The 25654-nt window shown below is 53.9% G+C and carries 27 protein-coding genes; 7 read left to right on the forward strand and 20 right to left on the reverse strand.

Features of this window, described 5'->3' with window-relative positions; translation table 11 throughout:
- Positions 1-365: 365 nt before the first annotated feature.
- From G5B47_RS22350 to G5B47_RS22360, 3 genes are all read right to left on the reverse strand, one after another.
- Entirely contained in the window at positions 366-1556 is a 1191-nt protein-coding gene (locus G5B47_RS22350; RefSeq protein WP_165103065.1) for a class I SAM-dependent methyltransferase, read from the reverse strand.
- 71 nt (positions 1557-1627) lie between these two features.
- Positions 1628-2434 (reverse strand): PhzF family phenazine biosynthesis protein, encoded by an 807-nt coding sequence (locus G5B47_RS22355; RefSeq protein ID WP_165103068.1) that lies wholly within the window; start codon positions 2432-2434, stop codon positions 1628-1630.
- Positions 2434-3105 (reverse strand): DUF6483 family protein, encoded by a 672-nt coding sequence (locus G5B47_RS22360; protein WP_165103071.1) that lies wholly within the window; start codon positions 3103-3105, stop codon positions 2434-2436. Before G5B47_RS22360 ends, G5B47_RS22355 begins: the two co-directional genes overlap by 1 nt.
- Before the next feature lie 245 nt (positions 3106-3350).
- On the opposite strand from G5B47_RS22360, the gene G5B47_RS22365 reads away from it, so the two are divergent.
- Both G5B47_RS22365 and G5B47_RS22370 read left to right on the forward strand, forming a co-directional pair.
- A complete protein-coding gene (locus tag G5B47_RS22365; protein WP_165103074.1) occupies positions 3351-3866 on the forward strand; it encodes an ArsR/SmtB family transcription factor in 516 nt (171 codons plus the stop codon).
- Positions 3863-5143 (forward strand): MFS transporter, encoded by a 1281-nt coding sequence (locus G5B47_RS22370; protein ID WP_165103077.1) that lies wholly within the window; start codon positions 3863-3865, stop codon positions 5141-5143. The genes G5B47_RS22365 and G5B47_RS22370 overlap by 4 nt, the downstream gene beginning before the upstream one ends.
- 135 nt (positions 5144-5278) lie before the next feature.
- Here G5B47_RS22370 and G5B47_RS22375 read toward each other — a convergent pair whose 3' ends face one another.
- Both G5B47_RS22375 and yyaC read right to left on the reverse strand, forming a co-directional pair.
- On the reverse strand, positions 5279-6070 hold the full coding sequence (locus G5B47_RS22375) for an alpha/beta fold hydrolase (protein ID WP_165103080.1): 792 nt from the start codon (positions 6068-6070) through the stop codon (positions 5279-5281).
- 78 nt (positions 6071-6148) lie between these two features.
- Positions 6149-6679, reverse strand: a complete 531-nt coding sequence (gene yyaC / locus G5B47_RS22380; protein ID WP_165103083.1) for a spore protease YyaC — start codon at positions 6677-6679, stop codon at positions 6149-6151.
- A gap of 142 nt (positions 6680-6821) precedes the next feature.
- Here yyaC and G5B47_RS22385 point away from each other — a divergent pair, with 142 nt between their 5' ends.
- Positions 6822-7043 (forward strand): DUF1128 family protein, encoded by a 222-nt coding sequence (locus tag G5B47_RS22385; protein WP_165103086.1) that lies wholly within the window; start codon positions 6822-6824, stop codon positions 7041-7043.
- A gap of 108 nt (positions 7044-7151) precedes the next feature.
- Here G5B47_RS22385 and G5B47_RS22390 read toward each other — a convergent pair whose 3' ends face one another.
- Entirely contained in the window at positions 7152-7868 is a 717-nt protein-coding gene (locus G5B47_RS22390; RefSeq protein WP_165103088.1) for a pirin family protein, read from the reverse strand.
- A gap of 131 nt (positions 7869-7999) precedes the next feature.
- On the reverse strand, positions 8000-9001 hold the full coding sequence (locus G5B47_RS22395) for an asparaginase (RefSeq protein ID WP_165103091.1): 1002 nt from the start codon (positions 8999-9001) through the stop codon (positions 8000-8002).
- Positions 9002-9297: 296 nt separating this feature from the next.
- On the opposite strand from G5B47_RS22395, the gene G5B47_RS22400 reads away from it, so the two are divergent.
- The 3 genes from G5B47_RS22400 to G5B47_RS22410 all read left to right on the forward strand — a co-directional run bounded on the left by G5B47_RS22400 (position 9298) and on the right by G5B47_RS22410 (position 10627).
- Positions 9298-9555: a GlsB/YeaQ/YmgE family stress response membrane protein gene (locus tag G5B47_RS22400; RefSeq protein WP_025336512.1), complete on the forward strand. Its 258-nt coding sequence runs from the start codon at positions 9298-9300 to the stop codon at positions 9553-9555.
- Between the two features lie 37 nt (positions 9556-9592).
- Complete coding sequence (locus G5B47_RS22405) at positions 9593-10084, forward strand: YtxH domain-containing protein (protein ID WP_165103094.1); 492 nt, start codon at positions 9593-9595, stop codon at positions 10082-10084.
- 210 nt (positions 10085-10294) lie between these two features.
- On the forward strand, positions 10295-10627 hold the full coding sequence (locus G5B47_RS22410) for a DUF5665 domain-containing protein (RefSeq protein ID WP_025336514.1): 333 nt from the start codon (positions 10295-10297) through the stop codon (positions 10625-10627).
- Between the two features lie 122 nt (positions 10628-10749).
- On the opposite strand, the gene G5B47_RS22415 is transcribed toward G5B47_RS22410, so the two are convergent.
- The 11 genes from G5B47_RS22415 to G5B47_RS22465 form a co-directional block, all read right to left on the reverse strand.
- The gene (locus G5B47_RS22415; RefSeq protein WP_025336515.1) at positions 10750-11520 is read right to left on the reverse strand and encodes a sigma-70 family RNA polymerase sigma factor; all 771 of its coding nucleotides are present in this window, start codon (positions 11518-11520) and stop codon (positions 10750-10752) included.
- The gene (gene rsbW, locus G5B47_RS22420) at positions 11517-11966 is read right to left on the reverse strand and encodes an anti-sigma B factor RsbW (RefSeq protein WP_165103097.1); all 450 of its coding nucleotides are present in this window, start codon (positions 11964-11966) and stop codon (positions 11517-11519) included. Before rsbW ends, G5B47_RS22415 begins: the two co-directional genes overlap by 4 nt.
- Positions 11967-11984: 18 nt before the next feature.
- Positions 11985-12323: an STAS domain-containing protein gene (locus tag G5B47_RS22425; RefSeq protein ID WP_165103100.1), complete on the reverse strand. Its 339-nt coding sequence runs from the start codon at positions 12321-12323 to the stop codon at positions 11985-11987.
- A 97-nt stretch (positions 12324-12420) separates the two neighbouring features.
- Entirely contained in the window at positions 12421-14106 is a 1686-nt protein-coding gene (locus G5B47_RS22430; protein ID WP_165103103.1) for a response regulator, read from the reverse strand.
- A gap of 18 nt (positions 14107-14124) precedes the next feature.
- Complete coding sequence (locus G5B47_RS22435; protein WP_165103105.1) at positions 14125-14994, reverse strand: CheR family methyltransferase; 870 nt, start codon at positions 14992-14994, stop codon at positions 14125-14127.
- Between the two features lie 83 nt (positions 14995-15077).
- Positions 15078-18758, reverse strand: coding sequence for a response regulator (locus G5B47_RS22440; RefSeq protein ID WP_165103108.1), 3681 nt, complete (start codon positions 18756-18758; stop codon positions 15078-15080).
- Positions 18759-18761: 3 nt separating this feature from the next.
- Positions 18762-19931, reverse strand: coding sequence for a PP2C family protein-serine/threonine phosphatase (locus tag G5B47_RS22445; RefSeq protein ID WP_165103111.1), 1170 nt, complete (start codon positions 19929-19931; stop codon positions 18762-18764).
- A gap of 240 nt (positions 19932-20171) precedes the next feature.
- Entirely contained in the window at positions 20172-20519 is a 348-nt protein-coding gene (locus G5B47_RS22450; RefSeq protein ID WP_165103114.1) for a general stress protein, read from the reverse strand.
- A gap of 100 nt (positions 20520-20619) precedes the next feature.
- Complete coding sequence (locus tag G5B47_RS22455) at positions 20620-21174, reverse strand: hypothetical protein (protein ID WP_165103117.1); 555 nt, start codon at positions 21172-21174, stop codon at positions 20620-20622.
- A 56-nt stretch (positions 21175-21230) separates the two neighbouring features.
- Positions 21231-21731, reverse strand: a complete 501-nt coding sequence (locus G5B47_RS22460; protein ID WP_165103120.1) for a DUF948 domain-containing protein — start codon at positions 21729-21731, stop codon at positions 21231-21233.
- 325 nt (positions 21732-22056) lie between these two features.
- Positions 22057-22677, reverse strand: a complete 621-nt coding sequence (locus tag G5B47_RS22465; RefSeq protein ID WP_165103123.1) for a hypothetical protein — start codon at positions 22675-22677, stop codon at positions 22057-22059.
- 130 nt (positions 22678-22807) lie between these two features.
- Here G5B47_RS22465 and G5B47_RS22470 point away from each other — a divergent pair, with 130 nt between their 5' ends.
- Positions 22808-23245, forward strand: coding sequence for a hypothetical protein (locus G5B47_RS22470; protein ID WP_165103126.1), 438 nt, complete (start codon positions 22808-22810; stop codon positions 23243-23245).
- Between the two features lie 287 nt (positions 23246-23532).
- Here the strand turns inward: G5B47_RS22470 and G5B47_RS22475 are convergent, their stop codons facing one another.
- Together G5B47_RS22475 and G5B47_RS22480 are read right to left on the reverse strand one after the other, a co-directional pair.
- Complete coding sequence (locus G5B47_RS22475) at positions 23533-24357, reverse strand: C40 family peptidase (RefSeq protein WP_165103129.1); 825 nt, start codon at positions 24355-24357, stop codon at positions 23533-23535.
- Positions 24358-24566: 209 nt separating this feature from the next.
- Positions 24567-25391 (reverse strand): cation diffusion facilitator family transporter, encoded by an 825-nt coding sequence (locus tag G5B47_RS22480; RefSeq protein WP_165103402.1) that lies wholly within the window; start codon positions 25389-25391, stop codon positions 24567-24569.
- Positions 25392-25654: the final 263 nt, after the last annotated feature.

The following is a 25654-nucleotide window of genomic DNA, read 5'->3' on the forward strand; positions in this document are numbered from 1 at the left end:
CTAATACCTCCTCCATCCCCATTTCCTCCGGAATAAACGGGAGAAATTCCATTTCATCCCCGGAAAAGAACTGATTTGTTGAAATTGAAGGGGAGCTTTTCCCTTTTAATTCCCAAGAACGCCGTATTTCCCATAGACGCTATTAATCATTGGGACGAAAAAGACAGTCCAAGCTTCCGCTTCAGATTGCGCCAAGTAATGGAGCCATGTAATTGCAGCCGCATAGCCTTTTTTTCTGCAAGAACTCTTGCAATCGTTGATAGGGAGTCGCTGGCCACAGAAAAAACGGGAGCCCTCCTATTCGGAAGACTGCCCGTTTCATAACCGGTTATTGGCTGATCGGAGGATATGATTCTTCGCCGGTTTCAATTGCTCTTTGACGTTTCCCCCGGAAGCAGATCGGCGCATGCGCGCTCCAGATAAGGCTTCGCGCCCAAAAAGTCCCGGAACGCCGCATACTCGCGCCATTTGGTGCCGCTGTCTCCGCCGCCGCTTTTGACCGCGCGAATCAAAATATTTTTGGGCGTATGCTCCATGTCGATAAATTCGAGCAGTTGGGTGCGGTAGCCCATCAGGTCCAGCAGCTTCGCCCGGATCGCGTCGGTCGCAAGCGCCGAGAAGCGCTCCTTGAGAATACCGTGCGACAGCAGCGGCTCCATGATTTCATTGTCAATCTGGGCGAACAGCTCATGCTGGCAGCAGGGAACCGACAGGATGACCGAGGCGCCCCAGCGGACCGCTTTTTCCAGCGCCGCATCGGTCGCGGTATCGCAGGCATGCAGCGTGACGACCATATCAACCCGGTCCAGCTCGTTGTAATCGGCAATGTCACCGACAAGAAAACGAAGCTTGTCATAGCCCAGCTTGTCCGCAAGAGCGCTGCAGTGCGCAATGACATCGGCTTTGAGATCAAGCCCGACAATGCTCAGCTCCCGTTTTTCCCGGATGGCCAAATAGTGATACAGCGCAAACGTCAGATACGATTTGCCGCAGCCGAAATCGACGATCGTCAGCGGCCTGCCCTGCGGCAGGGAAGTCAGCACGTCCTCGACCATCTCAAGAAACCGGTTGATCTGGCGGAACTTGTCGTATTTCTTGGCGAGCACTTTGCCGCTGTCGTTCATAATGCCAAGCTCGATCAGAAACGGCACCGGCTCGCCCTCCTCCAGCACATACTGCTTGCGCCGGTTATGGGAGAGGTCGGCGGCCGCTTTTTTCGTCGGAGGTTTGGTTAGGACTGTCGCTTTTTGCTTTTTGCTGATCAGCACCTGGTAATCCGCTTCCGCCGTACAGAGCAGTCCCTGCCGGAAAGTATCGCCCAGCAGCGATTCCAGCTCTTCCGCCGCTGAATCAGCAGAAATATTTCTATGCTCCACCTGAGTGCCGGTATAGTAAGCAAACTGGTAATGCAGTCCGTTTTTGAGCTGCACGGGCTTGACGCCTACTTTGGTATACGTGGCGCCTTCCTTTTTGCGCAGCTGGCTCAAGGTTCCCGTAATCAGGGTACGGTCTTCAATTATGCGTTCAATCAGAGTATTCAGGGATTCCACAATCATAACCCGCTTTCAAATAATAAAATGGAGCCAAGTCGTCTGGCGGCAGATACTTGATTCCTCCATGGATTCCGCTAGGGACGGGCATGGAACAATCCGCTAACCACCGTCACCGCTTGCCCGGTCAGAAAGACCTTGTCTTCGCTTAGTTTCAGCTTGAGGATACCGCCGCGGCGGGAGGCCTGATAAGCGGTCAGCTCCAAGCGCTTCAGCCTCTCCGCCCAGAAAGGGGTCAGAGCCGTATGCGCGGAGCCGGTTACCGGGTCCTCGTTCACGCCGATGCCCGGGGCAAAGAAACGGGAGACAAAGTCAATGCCCTCCCCGCCTCCTTCGGCGGTTACCGCAACGGCGCGGGGCGGCAGGCTCTTCAGCGCGGCAAAATCCGGGCTAAGGCTTCTTACGGCAGATTCGTCCCGGAGGCGGACCAGCGCGTTATCGGCATAGAAAAATACTTCCTTAATATCTCCCTCTTCCGTTCCCAGCGCGGCGCCCAGCCCCGGTATCGTCTCCGCCGGGATCAGCTCGTATGCGGGAAAGCAAAGCGTAATTCCGCCTTCGCTCTGCTCCGCTGTAAGCAGCCCGCTCAGCGTATGAAATTCCGCCCGCTTCTCGCGCGGAAGACGTCCGGTCTCCCAGAGGGTATGGGCGCTTGCGAGCGTGGCATGCCCGCACAGCTTCACCTCGGCCGCCGGGGTAAACCAGCGCAGCCGATACCCTCCGTTCTCCGGCCACAGAAACGCCGTTTCCGACAGATTCATTTCAGCAGCCGTCCGCGCCATGAACTCTTCCGAAGCCGGCTGTTCCAGCAGACAGACCGCGGCCGGATTGCCTCCAAAAGCATGCTCGGTAAAAGCATCGACGATATAAATGGGAACACTCATTATACACCCGTCTCCTTTGTCTGCCGGTTTAATTCGAGCCATTCCTGCCGGCCCTGTCTAACTTCGTCCAGAGGAAGATTGCCCCGTTCCAGCTCGCCGGGATCTTGCTTAAGCAGACGGTCATACAGCTCCTCGCCTTCCTTCGCGGTCACCTTCCCCTCCTCCAGCAGACGGTACAGCGAATCCTCAGCCTTGCCGTAACGCCCGATAGATTCCATATAGGACATAAGCAGCCGCTCGGTCTTTGCCGGAAGACGGTAAGCCTCCACATCCCGCAAGCAATCGTCAATCTCCTTCGGCAAGCCCAGCAGCTCGCGGTCGGCGCCGTGAAGCGCGGCGTACAGGTACAGGTGCAGCGCCTTCATCAGCCGGGGCAGCGTTTCGGGAAGATTGCCAGCAGATGCGTATATGCTTCCTTCTTCATACAGCAAGCGGGCCATCCCCTGAAGTTTGTCGGCCTCTATTCCTCCGCCAAGGCGGAATATCTCGATAATATCCTCCACGGACAGCGAATTCAGCAGCCGGGAGTTCAACCGGAAATGCTTGTTCAGCAGCTCGTCTACTTCCCATAACGCTTCAGTAGTCTTGCGCTCCTGTTTCAGAGTGAATACTTTGGCGATCATCCCCGTCATATCTTCAATCATCCGGACGATGTAATCCCTACGGAACATCTCTTTCGCCTCCTCCGTAGCATAGGTTCACGCCCTATCTTAAACCATTCCCCTGCGTAATTCCACCGCCCTGCCCAGCTAGTGGCGATAGTCCCGGTGCCGGACGCTGCAAATGAACGCATAACCATTCCTTTCCAATCCGGTGATTGACATTACGGTCCAGCTTCCATTAATCTGTAATCAAGATCGATCTGGATTCCAGATCGTACTGTTAATCAGATCAAAATGGTCAGGAGGCTCAACCTATGCGCGATAACTTGGTACCCGGCAAGCCGGAATCTGCCCTGCCCATCTCCGGCGAACAGGAGAAGCTGCTGCAGAGCGCGCTTCGCATTAAGATCATGCACGCGCTCGCAGGCGATCCCCTGACCTCGAAGCAGGTGGCCGAGAAATTGGGCAAGACGCCCGGCAATATTCACTACCATATTCAGAAGCTGTTCGAAGGCGGCCTGCTGGAGCTTGTGCGGACAGAAGCCGCAGGCGGTATTATGCAGAAGTTCTACCGCTCCAAGGCAACCTGGTTCCGCTCCCCGAGCTTCAGCGGATTCGGGTTCCGCAAGGAGGATACCGTAGAGCACTTCACAACAAGACTCAGCTTGTCCGAGGAGGAGTTGGCTCTTTTCCGGCAGGAGGTCATGCGGCTCATCGGTCAGTGGGAGGCCAAAGCGACTCATGGCGAGGAGTACGGGGTTGAAATGATTATCGGTCAGCTCCTTCACCCATCCGGTGACGGGAATGGAAACGGAGGTGACCAGCCATGATGCCTCTTGAATCGGATAAAGCCAAACCTTCTGCATCCAGTCCGCTGCAGAGGTTTGCGGCGCCTTTTTCGCAGTCGCGGGCATTTCCTTTTTTATGGCTCGGCCATCTGATTTCATTCCTGGGCAGCTCGATTACGATGGTCATTCTGCCGGTGCTTGTTTATTCGCTGACAGGATCCTCGGCCACCATGGGCATTGTCATGGCCGTGTATATGCTGCCCAATGTGCTGATGCTCCCTTTCGCCGGACATATTGTCGATCGGGTTGACCGGGTCAAAATCATGCTGCTCGCGGATATTCTGCGTTTTCTGATTATGGCCGCCACAGCCGTTCTGGCGCTTATGCATCTGCTGAGCATTCCCCTTCTTCTTGTGCTGGTGGGTGGCTACGGATTGCTGGACGGCCTGTTCCAGCCCGCCTATGCCGCCGTCCGCGCTTCTGTGTTCACGCCGGACATCCGTATCGCCGCCAACTCCTTGTCCCAAGTGACGACTCAGGCGGCCCGTCTGATCGGCCCCGCACTGGGCGGTCTGCTTATTACGCATTGGTCGGCGGGCTTTGGCTTCGGCATCGACGCTTTCACCTACCTGATCTCTATGGTCTGTATGCTGTATTTGCGGAAGGCGCTCGGGGGCCGGTCCCGGCTTGGCGAAACGGCGATCCGCCGCTCCAATCACTGGAAGGAGGATTTCAAGGAAGGACTCGCGATTTTGCGCGGTCATCCGTGGCTGTGGATCACGATTCTGGCTTTTTGTTTTATCAACATCTGCTTCACCGGGGTAACAAGCGTGCTGATTCCCTGGCTGTTCAAGGTGCATCACGGCTGGGAGCCATATCTGTACGGGCTTGCCGTAACCTTTTCGGGGGTGGGCGCCATTATTGCGGGCCTGCTGCTCGGCATGAGAAGCCAGTGGAACCATCGGGGGCTTATCGCTTACGGCGGCGCCCTGATCAGCGGACTCGCGCTGCTCTCGCTCAGCTTTGCAAAGACTCCCGGAGCCGCCATCGCGCTGTTCGCCCTAGAGGGCTTCGGCATCATGCTCTTTTCGATGATCTGGGAAATCAGCCTGCAGGATCTAGTGCCCCAGGAGGCGTTCGGACGCGTAGCGAGTCTGGATATGATGGGCTCCTTCGCGCTGCTGCCGGTCGGCTTTATTGTGGTAGGCTGGACGGCCGATTGGATCGGAGGCATTCCGACCATCGCCATCTTCTCTGGCCTTGGCATAGCCGCCATTCTTCTGGTGCTGTGCATTCCTTCCATCCGGCGGTTCCAGTGACAGGGGAGCGGTTATCCGGGGCGGATACGGGGATTCGGTGTATCGCATAATGACCCGGGCGGGATTGGGAGCAAATCATGCGTTGAACTAATTAGCGGGTACACGAAAAAGAGGGCATGCGCCCTCTTTTATTAATTATTTTACCAATACGGCGGCAAAATCCTTGATCACATCGGCAAGCTGCTCGGGTTCCTCGAACAGGCTCATATGGCCGGCCCGGACAATGACCGCCTTCGTTACGTTCGGTGTATCTGCCGTAAAAGTCTTCTCCAGCGGGACAAGGCCGTCCTTCTCTCCTCCCACAAGCAGCACCGGCAGCCCGCTTGCCGAGATTACATCGCGCCGGTCGGGACGTTTCCGCATGGCTAAAGCGGCTCCCACCGCGCCCTGAGGCGGCGTCTTATAGCCGATTTCCCGGGCCCGCTGCAGCAGCGCCGGCGAGGACTTCACCGTCTCGGGCGCGAACAGTCCAGGCACGAACCCGTCCACAAAGTCCGTAATGCCTTTCGACTGGATGACAGCAACAGCCTGGAGCCGCTTCTCCTTCGCTTCATCGCTGTCCGGATAGCCCGTGGAGTGGATCAGGCCGAAGGCATTGAGGCGCGACGCATATCGCTGCGCGAACGAAAGGGTGACATAACCGCCAAGCGAATGGCCCAGCAGCGTAACTTTGGGGATGTCCAGCGCATCCAGCAGAGTTAGAACGTCATCTGCCATTTGTTCAATGGTATAGGCGCCAAGCGGCGCATCGGAAGAACCGTGCCCGCGGAGATCGGGGGCAATAACGCGGTAGCTTCCCTGCAAAATCGGAATGACCTTCTCCCAATATTCCGAGCTGCCGCAGAAACCGTGAAGCAGAACAAGGACTTCACCCTGCCCTTGATCGCTGTAACAAATAGGAATTCCTTCACAACGCACCGTTTCCATGACAGCATCCTTCTTTCTTCTTATATGTACCTGACCGGTAATCTTTATTTAAGCTAAACGGGCAGGATTGAAACGCCTTCAACGGGAGATTCCGAAGCCCTCGGCGGCAGCCGCGGCAATCGTTCCGGCCATGCCCATCACCCGATGCAGCGGCGTTGTCTGAAGCGTCCGGTACGGCTTCGGTCCGTTCGCGTCCACGACGGCGGCCAAGCTGTAATGACCTACCGCCGGGAGAAGCCCTCCTACCGATTTGGCCGGATGCAGCGGTTCCATCGAAACGAAATAATGGCCGACGGCCGCGAGCGGACCAAGGCAGGCGTCAATGGCAATAACGACATGCTCCAAGGGAATTTCAGCAATTCTCTCCGTCAGGTTATTCGCATCACAGGGAGACGGCAGCGTGCCGATCACATGGGGAAATCCGTATTCGAGCAGCCGGCTTCCCGTAAGAGGACCGAGCGAATCTCCGGTGGACCGGTCGGTACCGACGCACAGGAAGGTCACTTCGCCCGGTGTATGCCGTTCGCGGATTTCACGAAAAAAAGCCGTCAGGCCGTCGGCAGCCATCTTTCTTTTTCCGCCCCCGGGCCCTTGTTCCCTGATTGCCATGCCCTGCATTCCCCCTTGTTCTTGAACTTTGGTTCCATCCATTTTACATGAAATTAATTTCGGGGACAAAATATAGTGTCTGCGGCGCCAATCGTGGTAAAATACATAGATTAATGCAAAAGAAAGGATGAACGCGAACATCATGGATTTGACGAAGCCGACAGAGGGCAATATTGAATATATGATCGAAGGCATCAAGACCAAGCTGAAAATGGCCAGCGCCGCCGCGATGCAGTCTTCCGCCTTCTCGCTGGACAAATATGAAGATATCCGGGACATCTACGAAGTCGTTATGGACAGCGAACGGCTCAGCATCGCCCAGGTGGAGGCTCTCGTCTCCGAGCTCGGACGCCTGCGGAAGTAGGAGCCTTTGATTAGGGAACAGGCCCCCTGTGATCGATCCGTGCAAACGGGGTTCGATGACAGGGGGCCTGTTTTTTACGTGTCAACCTTAAATATTTCGGACCTGTTGTCAAGGCAAATCGATTAAAATAAGCTCCGCGCCGCCGGTGCTCATTCCCTTAATCCTCAGCTCGCAGCATTTGCGGATACGGGCCGCATCGCCGGGCCGCAATTGGAAACGGCCGTCGGAGCAGCAGATTTCCGCATGTCCATCAATCAGGAACACATAGGTCCGCCGTTCCTCCTTCTGCGGATGGATGATCTCTCTGCCGGTCTCAAGTGTGGCCAAATAGACGACGGCATTCTCATGTATGGTCAGTGCGCCTTCGGCTCCATTCCCGGCAACTACCGGAAGGAGGGTGTTAAGTCTTGAATCCGGCGGAAAATACTTGGCGCCCCACTTGGGCGGAAGCCCCGCCCGATTCGGCAGCAGCCAAATCTGCAGGAAACGGACATTCTCCGTCCCGGACGGATTCGTCTCCGAATGGCTGATTCCCGTTCCCGCGCTCATCACCTGAACCGAGCCCGCCTGAAGATCGGCTTTGTTGCCAAGGTTATCCTCATGCCGCAGCGTCCCCGATACGACATACGTAATAATTTCCAGATCATGATGGGGATGCCTGTGCATGCCTTTCCCCGGCTTAAGCTCATTATCGTTATGGGCCAGCAAACAGCCGAAATGGGCGTTGCTTGGGTCGTCATAATCGGCAAAAGAAAAGCTGAACTCGCTGTGTATCCACTCTCTATTCGAAGTATGCCTTTCCGCGGAAGTCACCACTTTAATCATAATTACGCACCTCCAAAGATGTAAGAAGCTCCCCTCGGCTTTCGGCCGGGGCAAACCTTTGACTTCAGTAAACAGGCGCTTTAATTATGTATTTTTTACCCTTTCCGCGTCAGGCTCAATCACGCTTCCCTTTAGATAAGCTCAAGCTTGAACACCGTTTCCGCGCGGCCCACATGCATGCCCTCGTCATTCACAATTTCATTTGGGAAAGCGGCCTCCAGCTTGCTGATCGTCGCCCGGTTGCTGTACCCGATCTGCTCCAGAATGCTGCGAACAATGAGCCCCCACTCTTCCTCGGAGCCGTCCAGAATTTTAAAAGCAAATCCGAGACGCTCGTTCCGCAGTCCGAAGCAGTACACGCCCTTGAATCCGCCCTTGGCTACAATATTGTCGTCCTCCAGCAGCAGGGAATCGAGCCGCCCGTAACCGGCAACCATCTCCGGATGGGCATGCATGGACGAGGTAATCCGCTTAACGGCTTCTCTCGTCGCGATATCTTCGATCAGCTCGGGGCAGGAGAGCTTTAAATAAGCATGGGCCAGCGCGGTCAGAGGCAGCGCGAACACCGGCAGTCCGCAGCCGTCCGTTCCAAGGCTGATGTCTTTGGGGGACAGGCCCGCCATATAGGCGACCGTCTGGAGAACCTCCTGCTGAACCGGATGGTCCGGCTGCGCATAGCCTTCCAGCGGCAGCGCCTTGGATTTGCTGTAAGACAGCAGGCCCAGGTGCTTGCCGGAGCAGTTATGGTACAGCTTCCGCTTGCCCGCGCTGCGGATGGCTTCCTCGCGGCTGCCCTCGTCAAGCGGGTAGCTGGAAGCGCAGATCATGCAGCTTTCCGTGATGCCTGTCTTGGCCGAGATGCTCTCGAGCGCCTGAAGATGGTAATCCTCGCCGCGGTGCGAAGCGGTCATCAGGGCGATTTCGGCCGCGCTCAGACCGTACTTGCCGGCAATTCCGCCGCGGATGCCCGGGATCGCCTGCAGCGGCTTCGCCGAAGAACGGGTGAAGGACACAAAGCCGGGGTCCCCCGAGTAGCCTTTTAGCACCCCGTTCTCCCCCACCATTGCAATATGCCCGCTGTGGGCGCATTCCATCAGATTGGCCCGATACTCTTTTACCAAAACCGTCTCCATGCAGGTCTCTCCTCTTTCTCTATATGGTTTCCTATTATTAGTGAATCGAATTGAGCGTTTATGAATGCATCATTTTGAAAGAACTATATAATCTAGCATCGAAAAGACGCCGTTTGTAAAGGTTCAAAAAGGACGGTTTACTCTATATATTAACGCCTATTCACTCCGTTTCCTCCGTTATCCTTCTCCAATCTTTCCCGTACGCCGCCGCTGTTTCAGCGCATACACCCAAGTTTATATACGAAGTAAGATGAACTCATCGTACTACCGATTTCCAGGGTAAAGGAGGCGATCGTATGTGGGGGATCATCATCAGTATCATAATGGCAATCGTTATCGGCATTATCGGTGACGCTATCGCCGGAGGCGATATGCCCGGCGGGATCATCGGTTCGATGATTGCCGGATTTATCGGCGCTTGGGTGGGAGCATACTTATTCGGCAGTTTTGGCCCCGTGGTCGGTAATTTTGCCGTCATTCCGGCAATTATCGGTACGGCGCTGTTTATATTCCTGCTGGGTTTGATTTCCAGACTACTGCGACGCGCCGCCTGATTTTAGATTTACATTATTCTAATGAGGAGTGATTGTGATGAATAAAGCAGAAACAGAATATCCGGTACAGAGCGGCGGGACCTTTGCAAAAGGCATCTTAATCGGCGGCCTGCTCGGTGCGGCGGCGGCTCTCCTCTTTGCGCCCAAGCCGGGACGCGAAATACGGAGTGATTTGTCCGATAAGCTGAGCCTGGCGACTGATAAAACGAAAGAGCTTTCGGGCAAGGTCAGCGACAAGACCAAATCCATTGCTGCAACGGTTGGCGGAAAGGCGTCGGATCTGGCCAGCACCGTCTCGTCCAAAGCTTCCGATATCCTGTCAAGCGTCAGCGACAGCAAGAAGCAAATTGCCGCAACCTTGCAGGAAACCAGTAAGGATGTAGCCGATACCATCAGCTCCGCTTCCGCAGAGGTAAGCGAAGATGTCAAGGAGGCTTCCAAGGATGTAGCCGATCAGGCCAAAGACGCTTCCGAGGATGTCTCGAAGGAAGCAAAGGACGCCTCGAATGAGGTCAAAGCTTCCTATTAATCGACCTCTTATTAAGAAATGCGCGCATTTTAATAGTTTGACCATTTAAAGGCGCGGCCTGCTTCAAGCTTTTCACTTTATCTTTACTCCGCCAACAGCCAGCTGCGATCAGCTGGCTGTTGGCATGTATGGCGCCTCATTTCATGAACCGGAAGCGACGGCTTCCAATTCAAATAAAGCCAGTACGGCTGGAAGAAAGCAGGGGACTTTATGGGAAATCTGACTGGAAGAACGAAAACCTACGAAGTGGATGACCACCCGTTTGAACTCCGCCATGAAGTGAAGCGGCTGAATGCCAGGCTGGACAAAATCGCCGATTCGCTCGAGAAATCGGAATTCAAGGATATTCTGGAGAATTATACCGATCCCAAAAAGCGGATCATTACGAACCTCATGGCCGGCATTTCCCGCGGTCTGGGGCTGTCGCTCGGCACTTTCATCATTCTCGGTATTCTGGGCTACATTATTAGCCTGTTCGTCAATGTGCCGGTCATCGGCGAGTATCTGGCCGAGATTAAGAAGTACATTGACGCCAACAGCTAAAGCGTCCATGCCGCATACTCAGCCCGCCTGAGGCTTCCCCCACACTAATAAAGGGTATGTGCCTCCTTCTTGGGAGAAACACATACCCTTAATTAGTGAGGTTATCAGCTTGTCCATTCATATCAGTAAGAAGAATTGGACATAATCTGCTTCAGCTTCTCGGTCGCGCGCTTCTGAATACGCGAAACGCTCATCTGCGATACACCCAGCTTCTGAGCGATTGCCCGCTGGGACTGTCCTTCCTGGAAGGCCAGCAGCAGCACCTTCTGCTCCTGCTCCTTCAGCTGTCCAAGCGCCTGCTGAAGGTCCATGCGGCGCTCTACGGTGTCGTAGTCGTTCGCATCCGAGCTGATCAATTCGCCCAGCGTAGCGCCAGTCTCCTCTTGAGACAGCGGAGAATCGAGAGAAACGTAATGGTAGCATTCCCTGCCTGCGAGCACTTCGACCGTTTCCTCCACCGACAGATCCAGGTAGTTGGCGATTTCGCCCACGTCCGGAGAACGCTCCAGCTTGACGGTCAGCTCATCAATCGCCTGCTGAACCAATGCACCTTTTTCCTTGATGCGTCTCGGAACCTGTATGTACCAGGATTTATCGCGGAGAAAATTCTTCATATGCCCGATCATGCTCTTCATGGCATACGGCTCGAAAGGAATACCCAGACTGATATCGTACTGCTGCAGAAGGCGGATGAGAGCCATCTGGCCGACCTGATACAGGTCTTCATACAAGTCGGGGCGGTTGCGGGCGATCTTGCCTGCAGCCATTTTGACCATAGGTTCATATTTATGGATTAATGCGGTGGCAATATCATTATCCTTGGTCTGCTGATATTCCCAAATGAGAGAAACGGATTCGTCCATGGACTCTGGGGGAGTCACTTTATCATTCATACTCTCTCCTCGCTGAGATGTATTCTTTTGGTCAAAGTTACGACTGTCCCCTTCCCCGACTCGCTTATTACGTTTACCTCATCCATAAGCGCCTGCATCAGATAGAAGCCCAGACCCCCGACCTGAACATCGCTCAGTTCCTTGTCATGCAGGGTGATGCGTTCTCTGGATGCCACATTGTCAAAGCTCTCCCCCTCATCTTTGACAGTAATGGACAAAGCGTCCGCGCCTACTTCAAAGATCACATCGACAAATCCATCCTCCTGATCATAGGCGTAAAGAACGGAATTGTTGCAAGCCTCGGAAACGGCTACCTTCATATCTTCAATATCCTCGTACGAAAAACCCATCTTCGAAGCGATTCCGTACAAGTTGAGTCTGACAATATCGACATAATCCGCGCTGGCCGGCAATTGAAGTATCACTTTCTGTATATCATCACTCATTCTACGTTCGGTCCTTTCCTAGTGGGAATTCTCTTGGGAGGCAAAAAATTTGGCGATCCCTGTCATATCAAACAGCTTCTGAATTTGCGGCGGCACTTCCTCCACGGTGAATTTGACATCCATCCCGTGTCTTGCCTTGAGGATCGACAAGAGAATTCCGATTCCCGTACTGTCAATATACTTCAATTCTTTCATATTAATGGAAAGATCAAGCGCTGTATCTCCCACCAGCGGCTCCATAATCAGCCGGAAATCGGGAGCAACCGACAAATCCAGCTCTCCGCTTAAGTAGACAGTGCAGACACTGCCTTCGGTCTTGGTCGTAGCATGAAACTTCTCACTCTTATTTGTATTCATAGACATTCTCTCCTGATAAATGTTTTCTTTACCAATAACCCTTAAGGCATGGTGTTGAAACAAAAAAATCGGTCTTCATTCCCTGGTAACCGCTGGATCAGGCGGGATTATACGTGGTATCCCGGTCGTGATCCAGGCTCTCCTCGCCGGAATAGCGGGATAAAATCTGTTTGATACTGCTCAGCTTGAGCGGCTTGCTGATATAATCGTTCATGCCGGCGGCCAGGCAGCGGCTCTGAATGCCGTCCATGACATTGGCCGTCATGGCGATAATAACGGGAGATCCGAATTCCCGCTTGTGTCTGCGGCGAATCTCCCGCGTAGCCGCAAGTCCGTCCATTCTGGGCATCTGGAGGTCCATAAATATCAGATGGTACGGACGGGACAGCGCCATGTCCGCCGCTTGACGGCCGTCCTCGGCTACGTCCGCCTTCACGCCCAGTTTCTCCAGCATGCTGATCATCAGCTTCTGATTGATGGGATGATCTTCGACGATAAGCACTTTGCCTTCCCCTTCGCCTTTGCTTTCCTTGCGAAGCGGGACTTCGGTCTCTTTCTTCTCCGGCTGGCCGCCTCCGCCCGGGTCATCCTCCGGGAGTCCCGCCACAATCGTGAACACGAAGGCGGCCCCTTTCTCTTCCATGTATTCCACCCGGATTTCGCCTCCCATCATGCCTACCAGCGATTTGCAGATGGCAAGGCCAAGGCCGGTGCCTCCATACTTCCGGGTCATCGATGAATCAAGCTGGGAGAAGGGCTGAAACAGACGGTCGCGCTTATCCGGCGAGATACCGATACCGGTATCCTTGACCGTAAATTCGACAACAATCTCGTTATTTCCTCTCTTTGTGCCGGAAACGACTAAATAAACCCCGCCCTGATTGGTGAACTTAACCGCATTCGACACCAGATTCATGAGCACCTGGCGAAGGCGGGCCATATCCCCGTACAGCACCTCCGGCAGCGTGTGGTCGATAAAATAGGCCAGCTCCAGATTCTTCTTACCCGCTTCAGCCGAGAACAGGCTGAAGACCTCCTGAATGCAGGTCCGCAGCTCAAACAGCTGGACTTCCATTTCCATTTTGCCGGATTCCATCTTGGTGAAATCCAGAATATCGTTAATGACGGTGACGAGCGTGTCCGCGCTCCTGCGGATGATTTCCGCGTACTCCTGCTGCTCCTTCGTAAGCGGAGTTTCCATCAGCAGGTCGATCATCCCTACGACCCCGTTCATCGGTGTTCGTATTTCATGGCTCATCATGGCCAAAAATTCGGTCTTTGCCCTCGCGGCGCTTTCCGCCTCTTCCTTCGCCTTGATTAGCTCCTGGTTGATCCGCTCCAATTCCTGCGTCTTCTGCTGCAGCAGCATCGACTGGGTCTGGTGCTTCTTGGTCGTCAGGAACATGTCTACAAAGGCTTCGATCTTCGATTTCAGAATTTGCGGGATAAACGGTTTAACCATATAGTCAATGGCCCCGGCGGAATATCCGGCGAACAGATGCTCCGCTTCCTTGCTGTTGGCCGAAATAAAAATAATCGGAATCTCCTTCGTCTTGTCCCTTGATTTGATCAGCTTCGCGGTCTCAATCCCGTCCATTCCCGGCATCTGAACATCAAGAACGATAACGGCGAATTCATGCCTCAGCAGGCATCTGAGCGCCTCTTCCCCGGAGTTTGCCTTAACCAGTTTGTATTGCTGGCTTTCAAGGACCGCCTCAAGCGCCAGCAAGTTTTCCGGACGGTCGTCTACCAGCAGGATATGAATCGGTTCTTGAACCCCCATAAGCCCCTCCTAAAGACGTCATTTGACTTTACGATAGATTTTCTCCACTCGGTCCAGGGGTTCGTAGCAATCGCTGTACCTGGTAAAATGAATGGATTCCTTCGCTCCGAGGACCAGCACACCGAACCGGCTGAGGCTCTCGCAGAATAATCCGTGGACGTGATCCCGAAGCTCATCGTTAAAGTAAATCATTACATTTCGACAAAATATGACATTAAATTCATTGAATGAAGTATCGGTCGCCAGGTTATGCTCGGCAAAAATAATATTTTTGCGCAAGTCAGGCTGAAAGATGACCGAATTGTATTTCGCCGTATAATACTTGGAGAAGGCATGCTTCCCGCCCGCTTCCAGGTAATTTTTGGTATACTGCTTCATCTTGCTGATTTCGTAGACGCCTTCCTTGGCCTGTTGAAGCGAACGATTATTCATATCCGTGGCGTAAATGCGCGCCTTCTCGTACAGGCCCTCCTCCTGGAGCAGGATCGCCATGGAGTAGACCTCTTCACCCGTGGAGCAGCCGGCATGCCAGATACGGATATACGGGTAGGTCCTCAGGAGAGGAACGACCTTCTGGCGAAACGTCAGAAACAGGCCGGGGTCCCGAAACATTTCCGTAACCGGTATGGACAGGCTGTAGATGAGCCGCTCAAAGCAGGTCCGGTCATGAAGCACCTTCTCCTGCAGCGCGGAGATGCTGGGAAGGTTCTCCGCATGAACATGATGCCAGATACGCCTCTTGATAGAAGGCAGTGCGTAATTCCTGAAATCATATCCATACAGGCGGTGGATGCCAGTGAGCAGAAGCTCGATTTCAATACTTTCCAACTCATTCTTGTTAGGCCCTGCAAGGGACAGTTCGTCGCTTCCTTGTTCTGTTGCTGCCATAGTTATCCCGGCTCCCTTGCGATCGCCGCCCTTGTGGGAACGGCTGTAATTATGTCTGTAAGAGTATTACCCCAAATCAGGAATTACGAATACAACCATACCCTCATTAGCGAAAGAAGCTGATCCGTATCGATCGGTTTCTTCAGGTAATCCGAAGCGCCCGCCTCAATGCATTTGGCCCGGTCTTCTTTCATCGCTTTGGCGGTAAGCGCAATGATCGGCAGCTTGGCGAACTGCGGGATATCCCGAATCCGCCGCATGGCTTCGTATCCATCCATCTCCGGCATCATCATATCCATCAGCACGAGATCGAATTCCGGCTGGTTCTTGAGCATTTCCAGCGCTTCCCTGCCGTTCTCCGCGAACTTCACTTCCATCTGGTACCCTTCCAGCATGCTGGAGAGCGCAAAGACATTGCGGATATCGTCGTCGACGAGCAGTATCTTTTTGCCTTCGAACAGTTCTTCTTTATTATGAAGCCTCTGCAAAATCTTGCGCTTGTCCTCCGGCAGATTCGCTTCGACCCGGTGCAGGAACAGCGTCGTTTCGTCAAGCAGCCGTTCCGGCGAGCGAACGTCCTTGATGATGATGGACTCCGCATATTTGCGCAGCCGGGTCTCCTCCTTGCTGTCCAGATCCTTGCCGGTATAGATGATGATCGGCAGGTCATTCAGCTCCTCGTCGTCGCGGATATGATCCAGCAGCTCGAAGCCGTCCATATCACCCAGCACGAGGTCGAGAACCATGCAGTCGTATTTCCGCTTGCGCAGCTCATCCAGAGCTTCCCCTCCGGTTGAGACGGCGGTAATGGCCACATCATCGTGGCCGATCAGCTCTATAATGGAGCGCCGCTGGATTTCGTCGTCTTCTACGATCAGGAGATGCTTGAGACTGCTCTCCGTGTACGATTCGATCTGCGTAAACGCCCGTTCCAGCGCTTCCCGGGTGGAGGGCTTTCTCAAATAGGCGATTGCGCCCATCATCAGCCCCTGCTTGATTTCATCGCCCACTGAAATCACATGCACCGGAATATGCCGGGTCTTGGCTTCATTCTTCAGCTCCCTGAGAATCGACCAGCCGTCCATTACGGGAAGCTGTATGTCAAGAATAATCGCATCGGGCAAATAAGAACGGGCCATTTGCAGCCCGGTGTCCCCCCGCAGCGCGACCAGCGTCTTGAAGCCGCGGCTTCGGGCCATATCGACCAGAATATGGGCGAACTTGTCATCGTCCTCAATAATCAGTAGCACCTTGTCGCTGGAAGACAGATCCTCGCGGTCATCGGCAAACGGTGCTCCCCGCATTTCCGGCGTTTCCGGTTCCCTAATCGGCCTGGACTCGGATTCGGCGGCAGAGGGCAGATAGCCGATCGCAGGGCTTGGCACGCGGGCTTCACCGGCCGCCGCTTGCTGCGCTCCCGGCAGCAGAGTGTAATTGATGACAACAGGCAGGTACAGTGTAAATTCGCTGCCTTCGCCCTCCCGGGACTCCAGCACAATGCCTCCGCCCATTAAGCGCGACAGCTCGCGGCTGATGGACAGGCCAAGACCGGTGCCGCCGTATTTGCGGCTGGTCGTTCCATCCGCCTGCTGAAACGCCTCGAATACCAAATCCTTTTTGTCCTCCGGTATGCCGATGCCGCTGTCCTTGACGCTTATAGCCATGTATTCCCGGTCCAGCGGCAGATACACCGGCAGAGACTTCTCGCTTGCGCGGCTGACCGAGAACTCCACAAAGCCTTTATTCGTAAACTTGAAGGCATTGGACAGAAGATTGCGGAGCACCTGCTTCAGCCTGTAACCGTCGGTTACAATATGATCCGGCAGCGGCTCGTTGAAGGATAAACGCAGAGAAAGGCCCTTCTTCTGGGCCACAGGGGCAAAGTTCTGCTTCACGAACGTTTTCAGATCCGTGAGGGCGACTTTCTCGCGGTTCAGCTCCATCTTGCCCGCGTCCGCCTTCGATAAATCGAGAATTTCATCAATCATCTTCAGCAGATCTGATCCCGACGTGTAGATGGTCTGGGAGAATTCCACCTGCTTATCCGTCAGATTGCCTTCCTTGTTCTCCATCAGAAGCTGGGACAGGATAAGCAGGCTGTTCAGCGGAGTCCGCAGCTCGTGGGACATATTGGCCATGAACTCGGATTTGTACCTGCTCGTAACGGTCAACTGCATGGCCTGCCTCTCCAATTGGACCCGGGCGCTCTCAATCTCATCCTTTTGCTCCTCAATGAGCCCAACCTGTTCCTCCAGCGAGCGCGTCTTGGCTACCAATTCGCTGTTGTAATGCTCCAGCTCTTCCTGCTGGCGCTGCAGCAGCTCTTCGGAACGCTTGAGAGCCTCCGTCTGCTCTTCCAGGTTCTCATTGGAACGTCTAAGCTCCTCCTGCTGGGACTGCAGCTCTTCGGATTGGCACTGCAGCTCTTCCGTGAGAGCCTGCGATTCCCGCAGCAGCTCCTCAACCACCAGACGATGCGTCGTATTATTAACGATTGCCGCCAAATTCACGGCAAGCTGCTCCAGCAGCTCGTAATGCAGCTCCGAAAACGGCTTGAACGAGGCAAATTCCATAACGCCCAGCAGTTCCTCGTTGAATAGAAGCGGGTAAATCGCAATATTGCCCGGAGCCGAGCTTCCAAAGCCTGAAGCAACCTTGAGATAATCTTCGGGTGCGCTTTCCAGCCGGATCGGCTTTCGGTCCAGCGCGCATTGGCCGACAAGGCCGCTTCCAAGGTCGAAGCCGTCCCTGGGCTTGCTCTCGTCAAAAGCATATGCCCCGTAGATCCCGAGCCTGTCCGGATGGTTCTTCTCTCTCAGATACACCGCGCTGAACTGCGCTCCGACAACGGGTGCGAACTCGCTCACGAAGGTCTGCGAAATCTCGGCCAGCGAGTTCACACCGCGCAGGAGCTCGGTAGTCCGCGCCACATTGGCGTTAAGCCAGGCGTGCTCCTGTTGTTCCTGGATATAGCGGGCTTCCCTGTCCTGCTTCTCCTCGATCTCTTTCGCCATAACCTGAAAAGCACGGGAGACCCCGCCGAACTCATCCTTCGAGGTCACTTTTATCTTGCGGATTTCTTGCATATTCCCGCCGCCGACGCTTCGGATCATCATGGAGACGGTAGCCAGTCCCCTTGTGATGCTGGGAAGCACCCACAAGATGACGCCAAGTCCAAGCAGCAGACCTGCGGCTATCTCCATCGCAACGATTTGAGTGGAGCTCTGATAGCTGCTCTTGGCATTATTGATTTCCTCATTGATCTTGAAATTCTCATAATCGGCCAGATTGTTCAGGCTCGCCAGCACCTCGTTCTGAATACTCGTTCCGAACGCGTTGCGGTAGGCGGTCGCCCCCTCCCTATCCCCTTTGGCCAACAGCGTCAGCACGCTTTCCTGGTATGAAAAATAGGCCTCGGTCGACTTTTCAATGCGCGCGAACATCTGCTGCTCTTCCGCGGTTTTGTTCGCTGCATTCATCAGGGCCGTATATCCCGCGGATCTGGCTTTGCTCCGTCCGATCTCATTGCGCTGAACATCCATATCCACATCGGGATTCAGCAAAATGGTCGCCAGAATACGGGCCATGTCATTGACTTCGCCGCGCATGCCGGCCGAGGCTTGAATTTTCTTGTAGCGGTCCTGATAAATGCTGTCAAGCTGTTTATTCGTATAATGAAGCCGGTCATATCCAACCAGCGCCAGCGTTAGCATGATGACCATAAGCGCGCTGAAGCCGATCAGCAGCTTGGCTTTGATCTTCATCGGTTATTCTTTTCCCTTCTTGAGTGAAATCCACACAAGGCATTTATCGTCGTCGCGCTCACCCGGAGGCGCCCCATCGAAGAAAGCGGCCCGCATCGGCTGTTCCCGCCACTCATGCCCCCCGTCCAGTTGACGGATCAGATATTCCAGCTGCTCCTCGTGGTCTCCGTCGACCATTTCCAGGAGCCCGTCGGTATAGAGCGCCAGGTGGCCTTCCCGCTCATAGCTGACGCTCTGCGGCGTGGCTTCAATCCGGTCGAACAAGCCTACAGGATGGCAGTTGGTCTCGAGCATGAGCGGTTCCCGGGCATCGCCTTCGAAGAACAGGGCCGGCGGATGACCCGCATTGATATAGTCAATACGCCGCAGTCTGGTATCGATTACCATATATATAGCCGTAAAATAGTATTGTACAAGCTGCTTCTCAATATAAAGCTGGTTGAAGCGCCGATTCAGCTCCTGTACGACCTTCTCCGGCTCGACGTAAGTCGTCACCGTATCCTTGAGTACAGAGGCAATGAACATGCAGAACAGCGAAGAAGAAATGCCGTGCCCCATCATATCCAGCAGGATGACGGCGTACCGCCCTTCGCCCAGGTCATACCAGGCGTATAAATCTCCGGCCAGCTCGAAGGAAGGCTGGTAAATGGCATGCACCTCAAGCTCTTCTTTTACCAGCGGCAGGCTGAGCACCGCATTTTGCACAAGCGCCGCCAGCTTCAGTTCATCCTGTATCCGCTGGTCCCGCTCCTTGTGCCAGTCCTTCTCGGCTTTGAGTCTCAGCGCCAACCGGATTCTCGCCATGAGCTCGACCTTGTTGATCGGCTTGGTCACATAATCGACCGCGCCGGCGTCCAGGGCCTCGGCCAGCTTTTTGGAGTCGCCCACGGCGGTTACCATAATAATGGGTATATCCTTCAAATGCTCGTACCGCTGCACGATCCGACAGGCCTCGATGCCATCCATCTCCGGCATCATCATGTCCAGCAGAATCAAATCAACGTCGGAGTGCTTGGGTCTGAGCTCACTGTTATTCTCACGGCTGATCCCGATCATCTCCAGCATTTCTATAGCGGAAGAAGCCGTAACCAGATTGCGGTACCCCTCTTTTTTCAGAATTTCGCGGATAATGATAATATTGGTGGGATTATCGTCTACGATTAAAATCTTCATCACTTCACCTCGCACAGTTTCATGTTTCGACCGAAAATGCCAAAAAGCGCATAATTCTATCTTACGACACTTAGCCTGATATTTTCCATCCGCAAGATTTGTTGAGGCGGCCTTTTCTTTCCTAAGTCAGGAAAATTAAAGAACATTTCTTCAACAAAGTAACCTCCAGCTCCACTGGCTAAAGTGGGACTGGAGGTTACGTTATTGGACTATGAATCGTTACCGATCAGAGTTCGGCGCTCATGCGGATGTTTTTTTGGCGACAACGAGCACTTTGCCCAAATCAAGCTCTCTCTCGAAAAAGTCAGCCTCCGCTTCGCTAAACCCGAGCGAGGTAATCTTGGAGCGAAGCTCGTCGCCGCGCGAGCGGAACATATTCGCCAACGTACCGAACAATCCCTCTTCACTAAGCCCGACTTCATTGCTGTCCGCAGCCTCCGCGATCCGTTCTTCCCGGTCCCGGTCATGGCTAATAACGTACAAATCTTCCTTCATATACCCGCTGTCCCGCAACCGGTTCACTTCTTCAATGGCCTGTACACCATTCTCCAACACCTTAGCATAGGCATGTGCACCGACAGAATCCATGATCTCACTCTCCTTAGCGCGAAATTCATCATTTCTTACAAGGCAGTAACGGCAAAGACAACTATATCTTAATAAACCTGTCGTTTCCGGTTGAAACGGCTCACGACGAATATTCGTCAAACAAATCAATTCCATCCCATTCCCCGGTCTTCTGGCTCCGGTAGATTTTAAGGGCCGTGCTTCCCCTCATGTACACGTCGCCATCTTCCGCCACGAAATCCGGAGAGCCGAGCGTCTCCTGCAGCGTATCGTGAACGGGATCGATCCCGATCCCGTTAAGCCGCAGCCCGTAATCCCGGGCCTGCTGCGGGCTGACATGCACATACACCACAACCCCGTCCGAGACGCCGGCCGACATATCCGCATAGCGATACTCCAGGCTGTCCTGCCAAGGATCGGGAACGATACTCAGCGGCTGGCCTTTACGCGCCGTTAGCTCTTCCTCCGAGGAATACAGCGACACTCCGGCCAGCGAGTCAAAGCTGCGGAAGAACTTATCCTCGCTATCCCCGGTTTCTTGTGCTGCGTTATGGGCTGCCAGCACCGCCTGGTACCCGAATCCGAAACCGTCAGTGTTCATTGGCGCATTCGGGGCAGACGAATCCGCAGCAAAAAGAGGGGAAAGAAGACCGAACAGAAGAATCCATACATTCATATGATTGCCCCGCCTTTCCAGTCTGCATTTCGGCTGCTCTTATCTGCCGGCCGAAATCATTTGCGGTATTTTTGCCAAAGGCCCGCCGCCACGTCGACACCCTTCAGGATAGCCTGGACTCTTCCTTTCTTGCTGTTTGCCGCTTTATAGGAATTCACCGTGCGTTCTTCGGCCGGGGTCATCGGCGCGCTGTCGATTGACACAAGCTCCGATTTTTCTCTCAGCTCCCGGTTTTTGCGGAATTTCTCAATCACCGTTACCGAGACCTGCTTGGCGGTCAGCGTCAGCTCGCTCAGCACCTCTCCCAGATTTTGCACCGAATCCATGATGGGATCGATCTTCCCGATTTTGCTCTGCACATCCGCCGTAATATCGTTGGCATGCCTCACGGTTGTCTTCACTTCATATGTCAGTTCATCAACCGTCTTCTGGACCTCCTGAAGCGTCTGGCTCACTTTATCGAGAGAGTCCTTGGCGGAATTCAAAGTTTTGATTAAAAAGAAGACGAGAACTGCGAATGCGACGGCAATAAGCGCTACGCTTAGGCTAATTATCATGAGTACAAGCTCCTTCCGGTTCGAAATGGTTGCAGCTTCAGCCTGCCTTAATATTGCATAGTTACCCCTAGGTTTCATGGGCGAAACAACCGTTCGGCCGCTCGCCTTCGGGCTTTCCCATTCCCGGTTTTCGCGGTGTTTCAACGCCCCCTGCCCGGCTTTTAACATTTGACTGCCACACCATGATTCATCCTTTTTCTCTTCACAGGGCGAAGTGGCCGGTCAATGTATGTGTATGCGCCCAATTTGAAAAAAGGGCATAACCGCCCCCTGAGCAAAAAATAAGTCCGGGATATCTCCCCCACACGAGAGAGAAGTCCCGGACTTATTTCCATTTCAGCAGCAGTTGAAGCAGATCATTCCAGTTAACGGCAAACGAGATGCGCATGCCGCTGCCCAGCAGCTCGATTCTTTCCACCTCGACCATAAACGGCATATGCTCCCTCAGAGGAACCGTAATCTGCGGAATCGGCAATGCGCCTTCCGGCAGCTTCCGGCCGCGGATCGAAGTATAGTCATTGTGCAGCGTAATCATTCCCCCCGCCCCCGTTGAAACCTCCATCGTCATGCCGAATTCTGCGCCGAACGGCACAGGGCCGGCCATCCCGTTAATATCCGCGGTCAGGCGGTCCCCGCTCTGCCGGAATTTCGCCCCGGTAATCCGGACAAAGGTTGAAGGATGTTCGGCGAGATAGTCATTCAGCCCTTTTTTGAACAGATTGTTCAGTTCGTCTTCGGTCAGCGTCAGAACGGGTCTTCTCTCCTTCGCCATCTGAAGCAGCTGCGGCTCAAGGTCCAGACGGTCGTAGGACAAATCCAGCTTCTCCTCCGGCTTGACGTACCAGACGGTGGCCGCTCCCGCAAGCAGCAGGACGAGCGCGAAGCCGGCAAACAGCCGAAGCCAAATTCTGCGCGGTGTTCTAGTGTTACTCGAACGAGGAGGCATAACGCATCCCCCCTTCCTTATGCTCCGATTCTTATGCTGGTTCATGAGGTCCGCATTTGTTTACTAGGATATTGACGCACCGACTACCGGATAATTCCGGTGAGAACAACATCTAAGGGAGGAATTGAATATGAAAAAGATCACCACTATTGCAGCAGCTATCGGTTTAACGGCTTCCATCGCCGCCACCGCTTCAGCTGACCAAGTAACGGGAACGGCCTCGCTGGCCACCGCCACCTCAAGCACCTACGGCAGCACCGTTACCACGGCAACCTACAGCGGTACCGCTACCTCAAGCACATACGGCAGCAATACGGTGATTGAACCGGTAATTACACCGGAGGATCTCAAACCGTCTACGCCGTTGATCATCCTGACCCGTGTTACCCCGTTCTATTTCTCTAACGGTTCCGTCATGAAGCCAGCCGGCATGCTTAGTCCGCAGGCGGTCGATACGACCGGACAAATGATAACCGATGCTCTCGGCAATGAATGGAGAGAGGTCTATACCTGGCTGGGCCTGGCCTGGATCAAGGTTCCCAATACCGCTTATGTAATCATGCCTTAAGATCACCTTCGAACGCAAATGCAGTGATATCATTCCGGCCGGCATTTCACAGCCTTCACTCATCAGTGCTGGATGATATTCACCTTACGGCCCTGTCAATCGGGATACCGTCATTCAAAATATACATATTGCAAAAGGAAATCATTCTATCTATGAACCTTATTTGTCCACGAGAAAGGGGCGCCTTCAAAGCGATATTCGCATCGCCGAAGGCACCCCTTTCTTCTTGTGTGCTGTACCCGTCACATACATACTGCTGTCGCTTCGCCTTGAATCAGGCTGTATAATCAGTGGACGACCGAGCCTCCGAAGAGAAAACGGCTGGTCCAAGAAGCGCTTAATTTATCCACTCTGACGCCCCCGGAAGATATGGAATACGTATGCAGAATCTGCCCGTCCCCCAAGTAGAGAGCGACATGCGTAATCCTCTGCGCCGACTTGTCGATTCCGGCATACGCCGCCGGCGAGCTTCCTCTGTAGCTCATAAAAAACATCAGATCGCCGCGCTTTAGGTTCGATATATCCGTTACAGCCGAGCTGTTCTGCTTCACCCAGCCGCCCTGCTGCCTGGAGTCGGCCGGAAGCTTGATATTCATCCCTTCCAGATAAATCTGGCGGATAAAATCCGAACAGTCGAAGGTGGATGTGTCGCTGCGGCTTGATCCGAATTCATAAGGCGTGCCGAGATAGGCCATCCCTTTTGCAATGACGGCTTCAATGGTCTGCGACGTCACTGGGATTGGCGCAGGCGCAAGCACGGGAGCAACCGGCGAAGGCTGAGGGGTAGCGCCCGCTCCAGTCATTGCGATATATCTGCCCTGGGAACTGCAATAGCCGATTTCCCCATCCGCGGTGCGGACCTTGTAGAAATAGGCGTTCGTCTTCTCCAGAACCGTTACCGTCTCCCCTTCTTTCAAATAGGAAAGCACGCTGCTGCTTACCGATGGCGCGGTGCGAAGCCGGACTGTGGACTGGATAACGGCCGTCTGCGCCGCCGAAGCCGACAGAACCTCGGATGCGCGGGCGGTCTGGACGCCAAACTCTCCAGAAGAAGCGTAAAATGCGGTCGATAAAAATAACGCGGCAACAAGCTGCTTGGTTAATTTGTTCATACCGTTCCCCCGAATGGCTATGATGAGAAATCAACAAGGGTGGCGCCGCCGTTATTGTTTTCTGCACTCATTATAGGCTCACAAGGATATGGGAACATGCACCAAATTTCACAAATAGCCATGCCAATTCATGGTAATTAGCGGGTCTATAGTCTTGAATCCTACTTATATTTGGTGGAAATTACAGCTAATTAGGAAAATTCACACTGTCAGCTTTTGGGTTCGACATGGACATGCACACTCATGATATTGTGCTTCCTGTGCATGCGCTCCTCAATGGAGTCACTGATTTCATGACCTTCCATTACAGTTAAATCGGCATCGACTTCCACGACGACATCCACCAGCACCTGATTTCCGTGAATCCGCGCTTTCACATCCTTGATGCCCTCCACGCCCGGAATCCGTTCAATTGTGCTGCGCAAATCCAGCAGCCGGTTCTCGTCAAATCCGTCCGTCAGATGGTAGGTGGAGTCGCGAAAAATCTCCCAGGCCGTTCTGCAGATCAGCAGGCCGACCGCGAAAGCCGCAACCGGGTCCATCCAGGGAAGCCCGAACTGGGCGCCGACAATGCCGACGGCCGCTCCAATACTGACGATGGCATCCGAAAAATTGTCCTTGGCCGCCGCCATGAGCGCGTTGTTGTTAATCTTGAGGGCAAGCCGGCGGTTGTAATAATACACTCCGAGCATCGCCAAGGCACTCACCACCGCAACCCCGGCGGACCACAATTCCGGAGCGGTCTCCTTTCTTTCGAACAGGGTGCGCACCGCTTCTATGATGACCTGAATGCCGACCATCGCCATGATGAAAGAAGCTACCAGCGCGGCTACTGTCTCCGCCCGAAAATGTCCATAAGCATGATCCGAATCGGGAGGCTTGCGCGATATGCGCAGGCCGATCAGCACGGCCACGGAAGCGACAATATCGGTCAGGTTATTGAAGCCGTCCGCGAGCAGCGCGCTGGAAGCGAACAGATATCCGCAGATCAGCTTGAAGGTCGACAGGATCAGATAGGCCGCTATACTGATCATCGCACCCCGCTCACCTTTGCGTATATCCTCATAAATATCAACCAATGCCGCCACTCCTTTTTAAAATATAACAAAGTATACATTTTCCAGTGCCACTCTATCCTAGCAAAGCGCATCCCAGTGGGTCCAGAGCAACAGTGTTGCCCTGCCGCAAAGCTCGCCTCGCATAGAGAAGCTTCAATCAAAGACGCTATAACTATTCTTGCCCTTGTCGGCGTTTTCAAAAACCATTAAAATATTCTCATTACAAGCTTCAAGGAGGA

Source organism: Paenibacillus apii, assembly GCF_011043685.1.
Classification (GTDB): Bacteria; Bacillota; Bacilli; order Paenibacillales; family Paenibacillaceae; genus Paenibacillus_AQ; species Paenibacillus_AQ sabinae.

Bases quoted from the DNA above. Each gene is read 5' to 3' on its own strand.
- G5B47_RS22350 (WP_165103065.1), bottom strand. From the start codon at position 1,556: ATGATTGTGGAATCCCTGAATACTCTGATTGAACGCATAATTGAAGAC.
- G5B47_RS22355 (WP_165103068.1), bottom strand. From the start codon at position 2,434: ATGAGTGTTCCCATTTATATCGTCGATGCTTTTACCGAGCATGCTTTT.
- G5B47_RS22360 (WP_165103071.1), bottom strand. From the start codon at position 3,105: ATGTTCCGTAGGGATTACATCGTCCGGATGATTGAAGATATGACGGGG.
- G5B47_RS22365 (WP_165103074.1), top strand. From the start codon at position 3,351: ATGCGCGATAACTTGGTACCCGGCAAGCCGGAATCTGCCCTGCCCATC.
- G5B47_RS22370 (WP_165103077.1), top strand. From the start codon at position 3,863: ATGATGCCTCTTGAATCGGATAAAGCCAAACCTTCTGCATCCAGTCCG.
- G5B47_RS22375 (WP_165103080.1), bottom strand. From the start codon at position 6,070: ATGGAAACGGTGCGTTGTGAAGGAATTCCTATTTGTTACAGCGATCAA.
- yyaC (WP_165103083.1), bottom strand. From the start codon at position 6,679: ATGGCAATCAGGGAACAAGGGCCCGGGGGCGGAAAAAGAAAGATGGCT.
- G5B47_RS22385 (WP_165103086.1), top strand. From the start codon at position 6,822: ATGGATTTGACGAAGCCGACAGAGGGCAATATTGAATATATGATCGAA.
- G5B47_RS22390 (WP_165103088.1), bottom strand. From the start codon at position 7,868: ATGATTAAAGTGGTGACTTCCGCGGAAAGGCATACTTCGAATAGAGAG.
- G5B47_RS22395 (WP_165103091.1), bottom strand. From the start codon at position 9,001: ATGGAGACGGTTTTGGTAAAAGAGTATCGGGCCAATCTGATGGAATGC.
- G5B47_RS22400 (WP_025336512.1), top strand. From the start codon at position 9,298: ATGTGGGGGATCATCATCAGTATCATAATGGCAATCGTTATCGGCATT.
- G5B47_RS22405 (WP_165103094.1), top strand. From the start codon at position 9,593: ATGAATAAAGCAGAAACAGAATATCCGGTACAGAGCGGCGGGACCTTT.
- G5B47_RS22410 (WP_025336514.1), top strand. From the start codon at position 10,295: ATGGGAAATCTGACTGGAAGAACGAAAACCTACGAAGTGGATGACCAC.
- G5B47_RS22415 (WP_025336515.1), bottom strand. From the start codon at position 11,520: ATGAATGATAAAGTGACTCCCCCAGAGTCCATGGACGAATCCGTTTCT.
- rsbW (WP_165103097.1), bottom strand. From the start codon at position 11,966: ATGAGTGATGATATACAGAAAGTGATACTTCAATTGCCGGCCAGCGCG.
- G5B47_RS22425 (WP_165103100.1), bottom strand. From the start codon at position 12,323: ATGAATACAAATAAGAGTGAGAAGTTTCATGCTACGACCAAGACCGAA.
- G5B47_RS22430 (WP_165103103.1), bottom strand. From the start codon at position 14,106: ATGGGGGTTCAAGAACCGATTCATATCCTGCTGGTAGACGACCGTCCG.
- G5B47_RS22435 (WP_165103105.1), bottom strand. From the start codon at position 14,994: ATGGCAGCAACAGAACAAGGAAGCGACGAACTGTCCCTTGCAGGGCCT.
- G5B47_RS22440 (WP_165103108.1), bottom strand. From the start codon at position 18,758: ATGAAGATCAAAGCCAAGCTGCTGATCGGCTTCAGCGCGCTTATGGTC.
- G5B47_RS22445 (WP_165103111.1), bottom strand. From the start codon at position 19,931: ATGAAGATTTTAATCGTAGACGATAATCCCACCAATATTATCATTATC.
- G5B47_RS22450 (WP_165103114.1), bottom strand. From the start codon at position 20,519: ATGGATTCTGTCGGTGCACATGCCTATGCTAAGGTGTTGGAGAATGGT.
- G5B47_RS22455 (WP_165103117.1), bottom strand. From the start codon at position 21,174: ATGAATGTATGGATTCTTCTGTTCGGTCTTCTTTCCCCTCTTTTTGCT.
- G5B47_RS22460 (WP_165103120.1), bottom strand. From the start codon at position 21,731: ATGATAATTAGCCTAAGCGTAGCGCTTATTGCCGTCGCATTCGCAGTT.
- G5B47_RS22465 (WP_165103123.1), bottom strand. From the start codon at position 22,677: ATGCCTCCTCGTTCGAGTAACACTAGAACACCGCGCAGAATTTGGCTT.
- G5B47_RS22470 (WP_165103126.1), top strand. From the start codon at position 22,808: ATGAAAAAGATCACCACTATTGCAGCAGCTATCGGTTTAACGGCTTCC.
- G5B47_RS22475 (WP_165103129.1), bottom strand. From the start codon at position 24,357: ATGAACAAATTAACCAAGCAGCTTGTTGCCGCGTTATTTTTATCGACC.
- G5B47_RS22480 (WP_165103402.1), bottom strand. From the start codon at position 25,391: ATGATCAGTATAGCGGCCTATCTGATCCTGTCGACCTTCAAGCTGATC.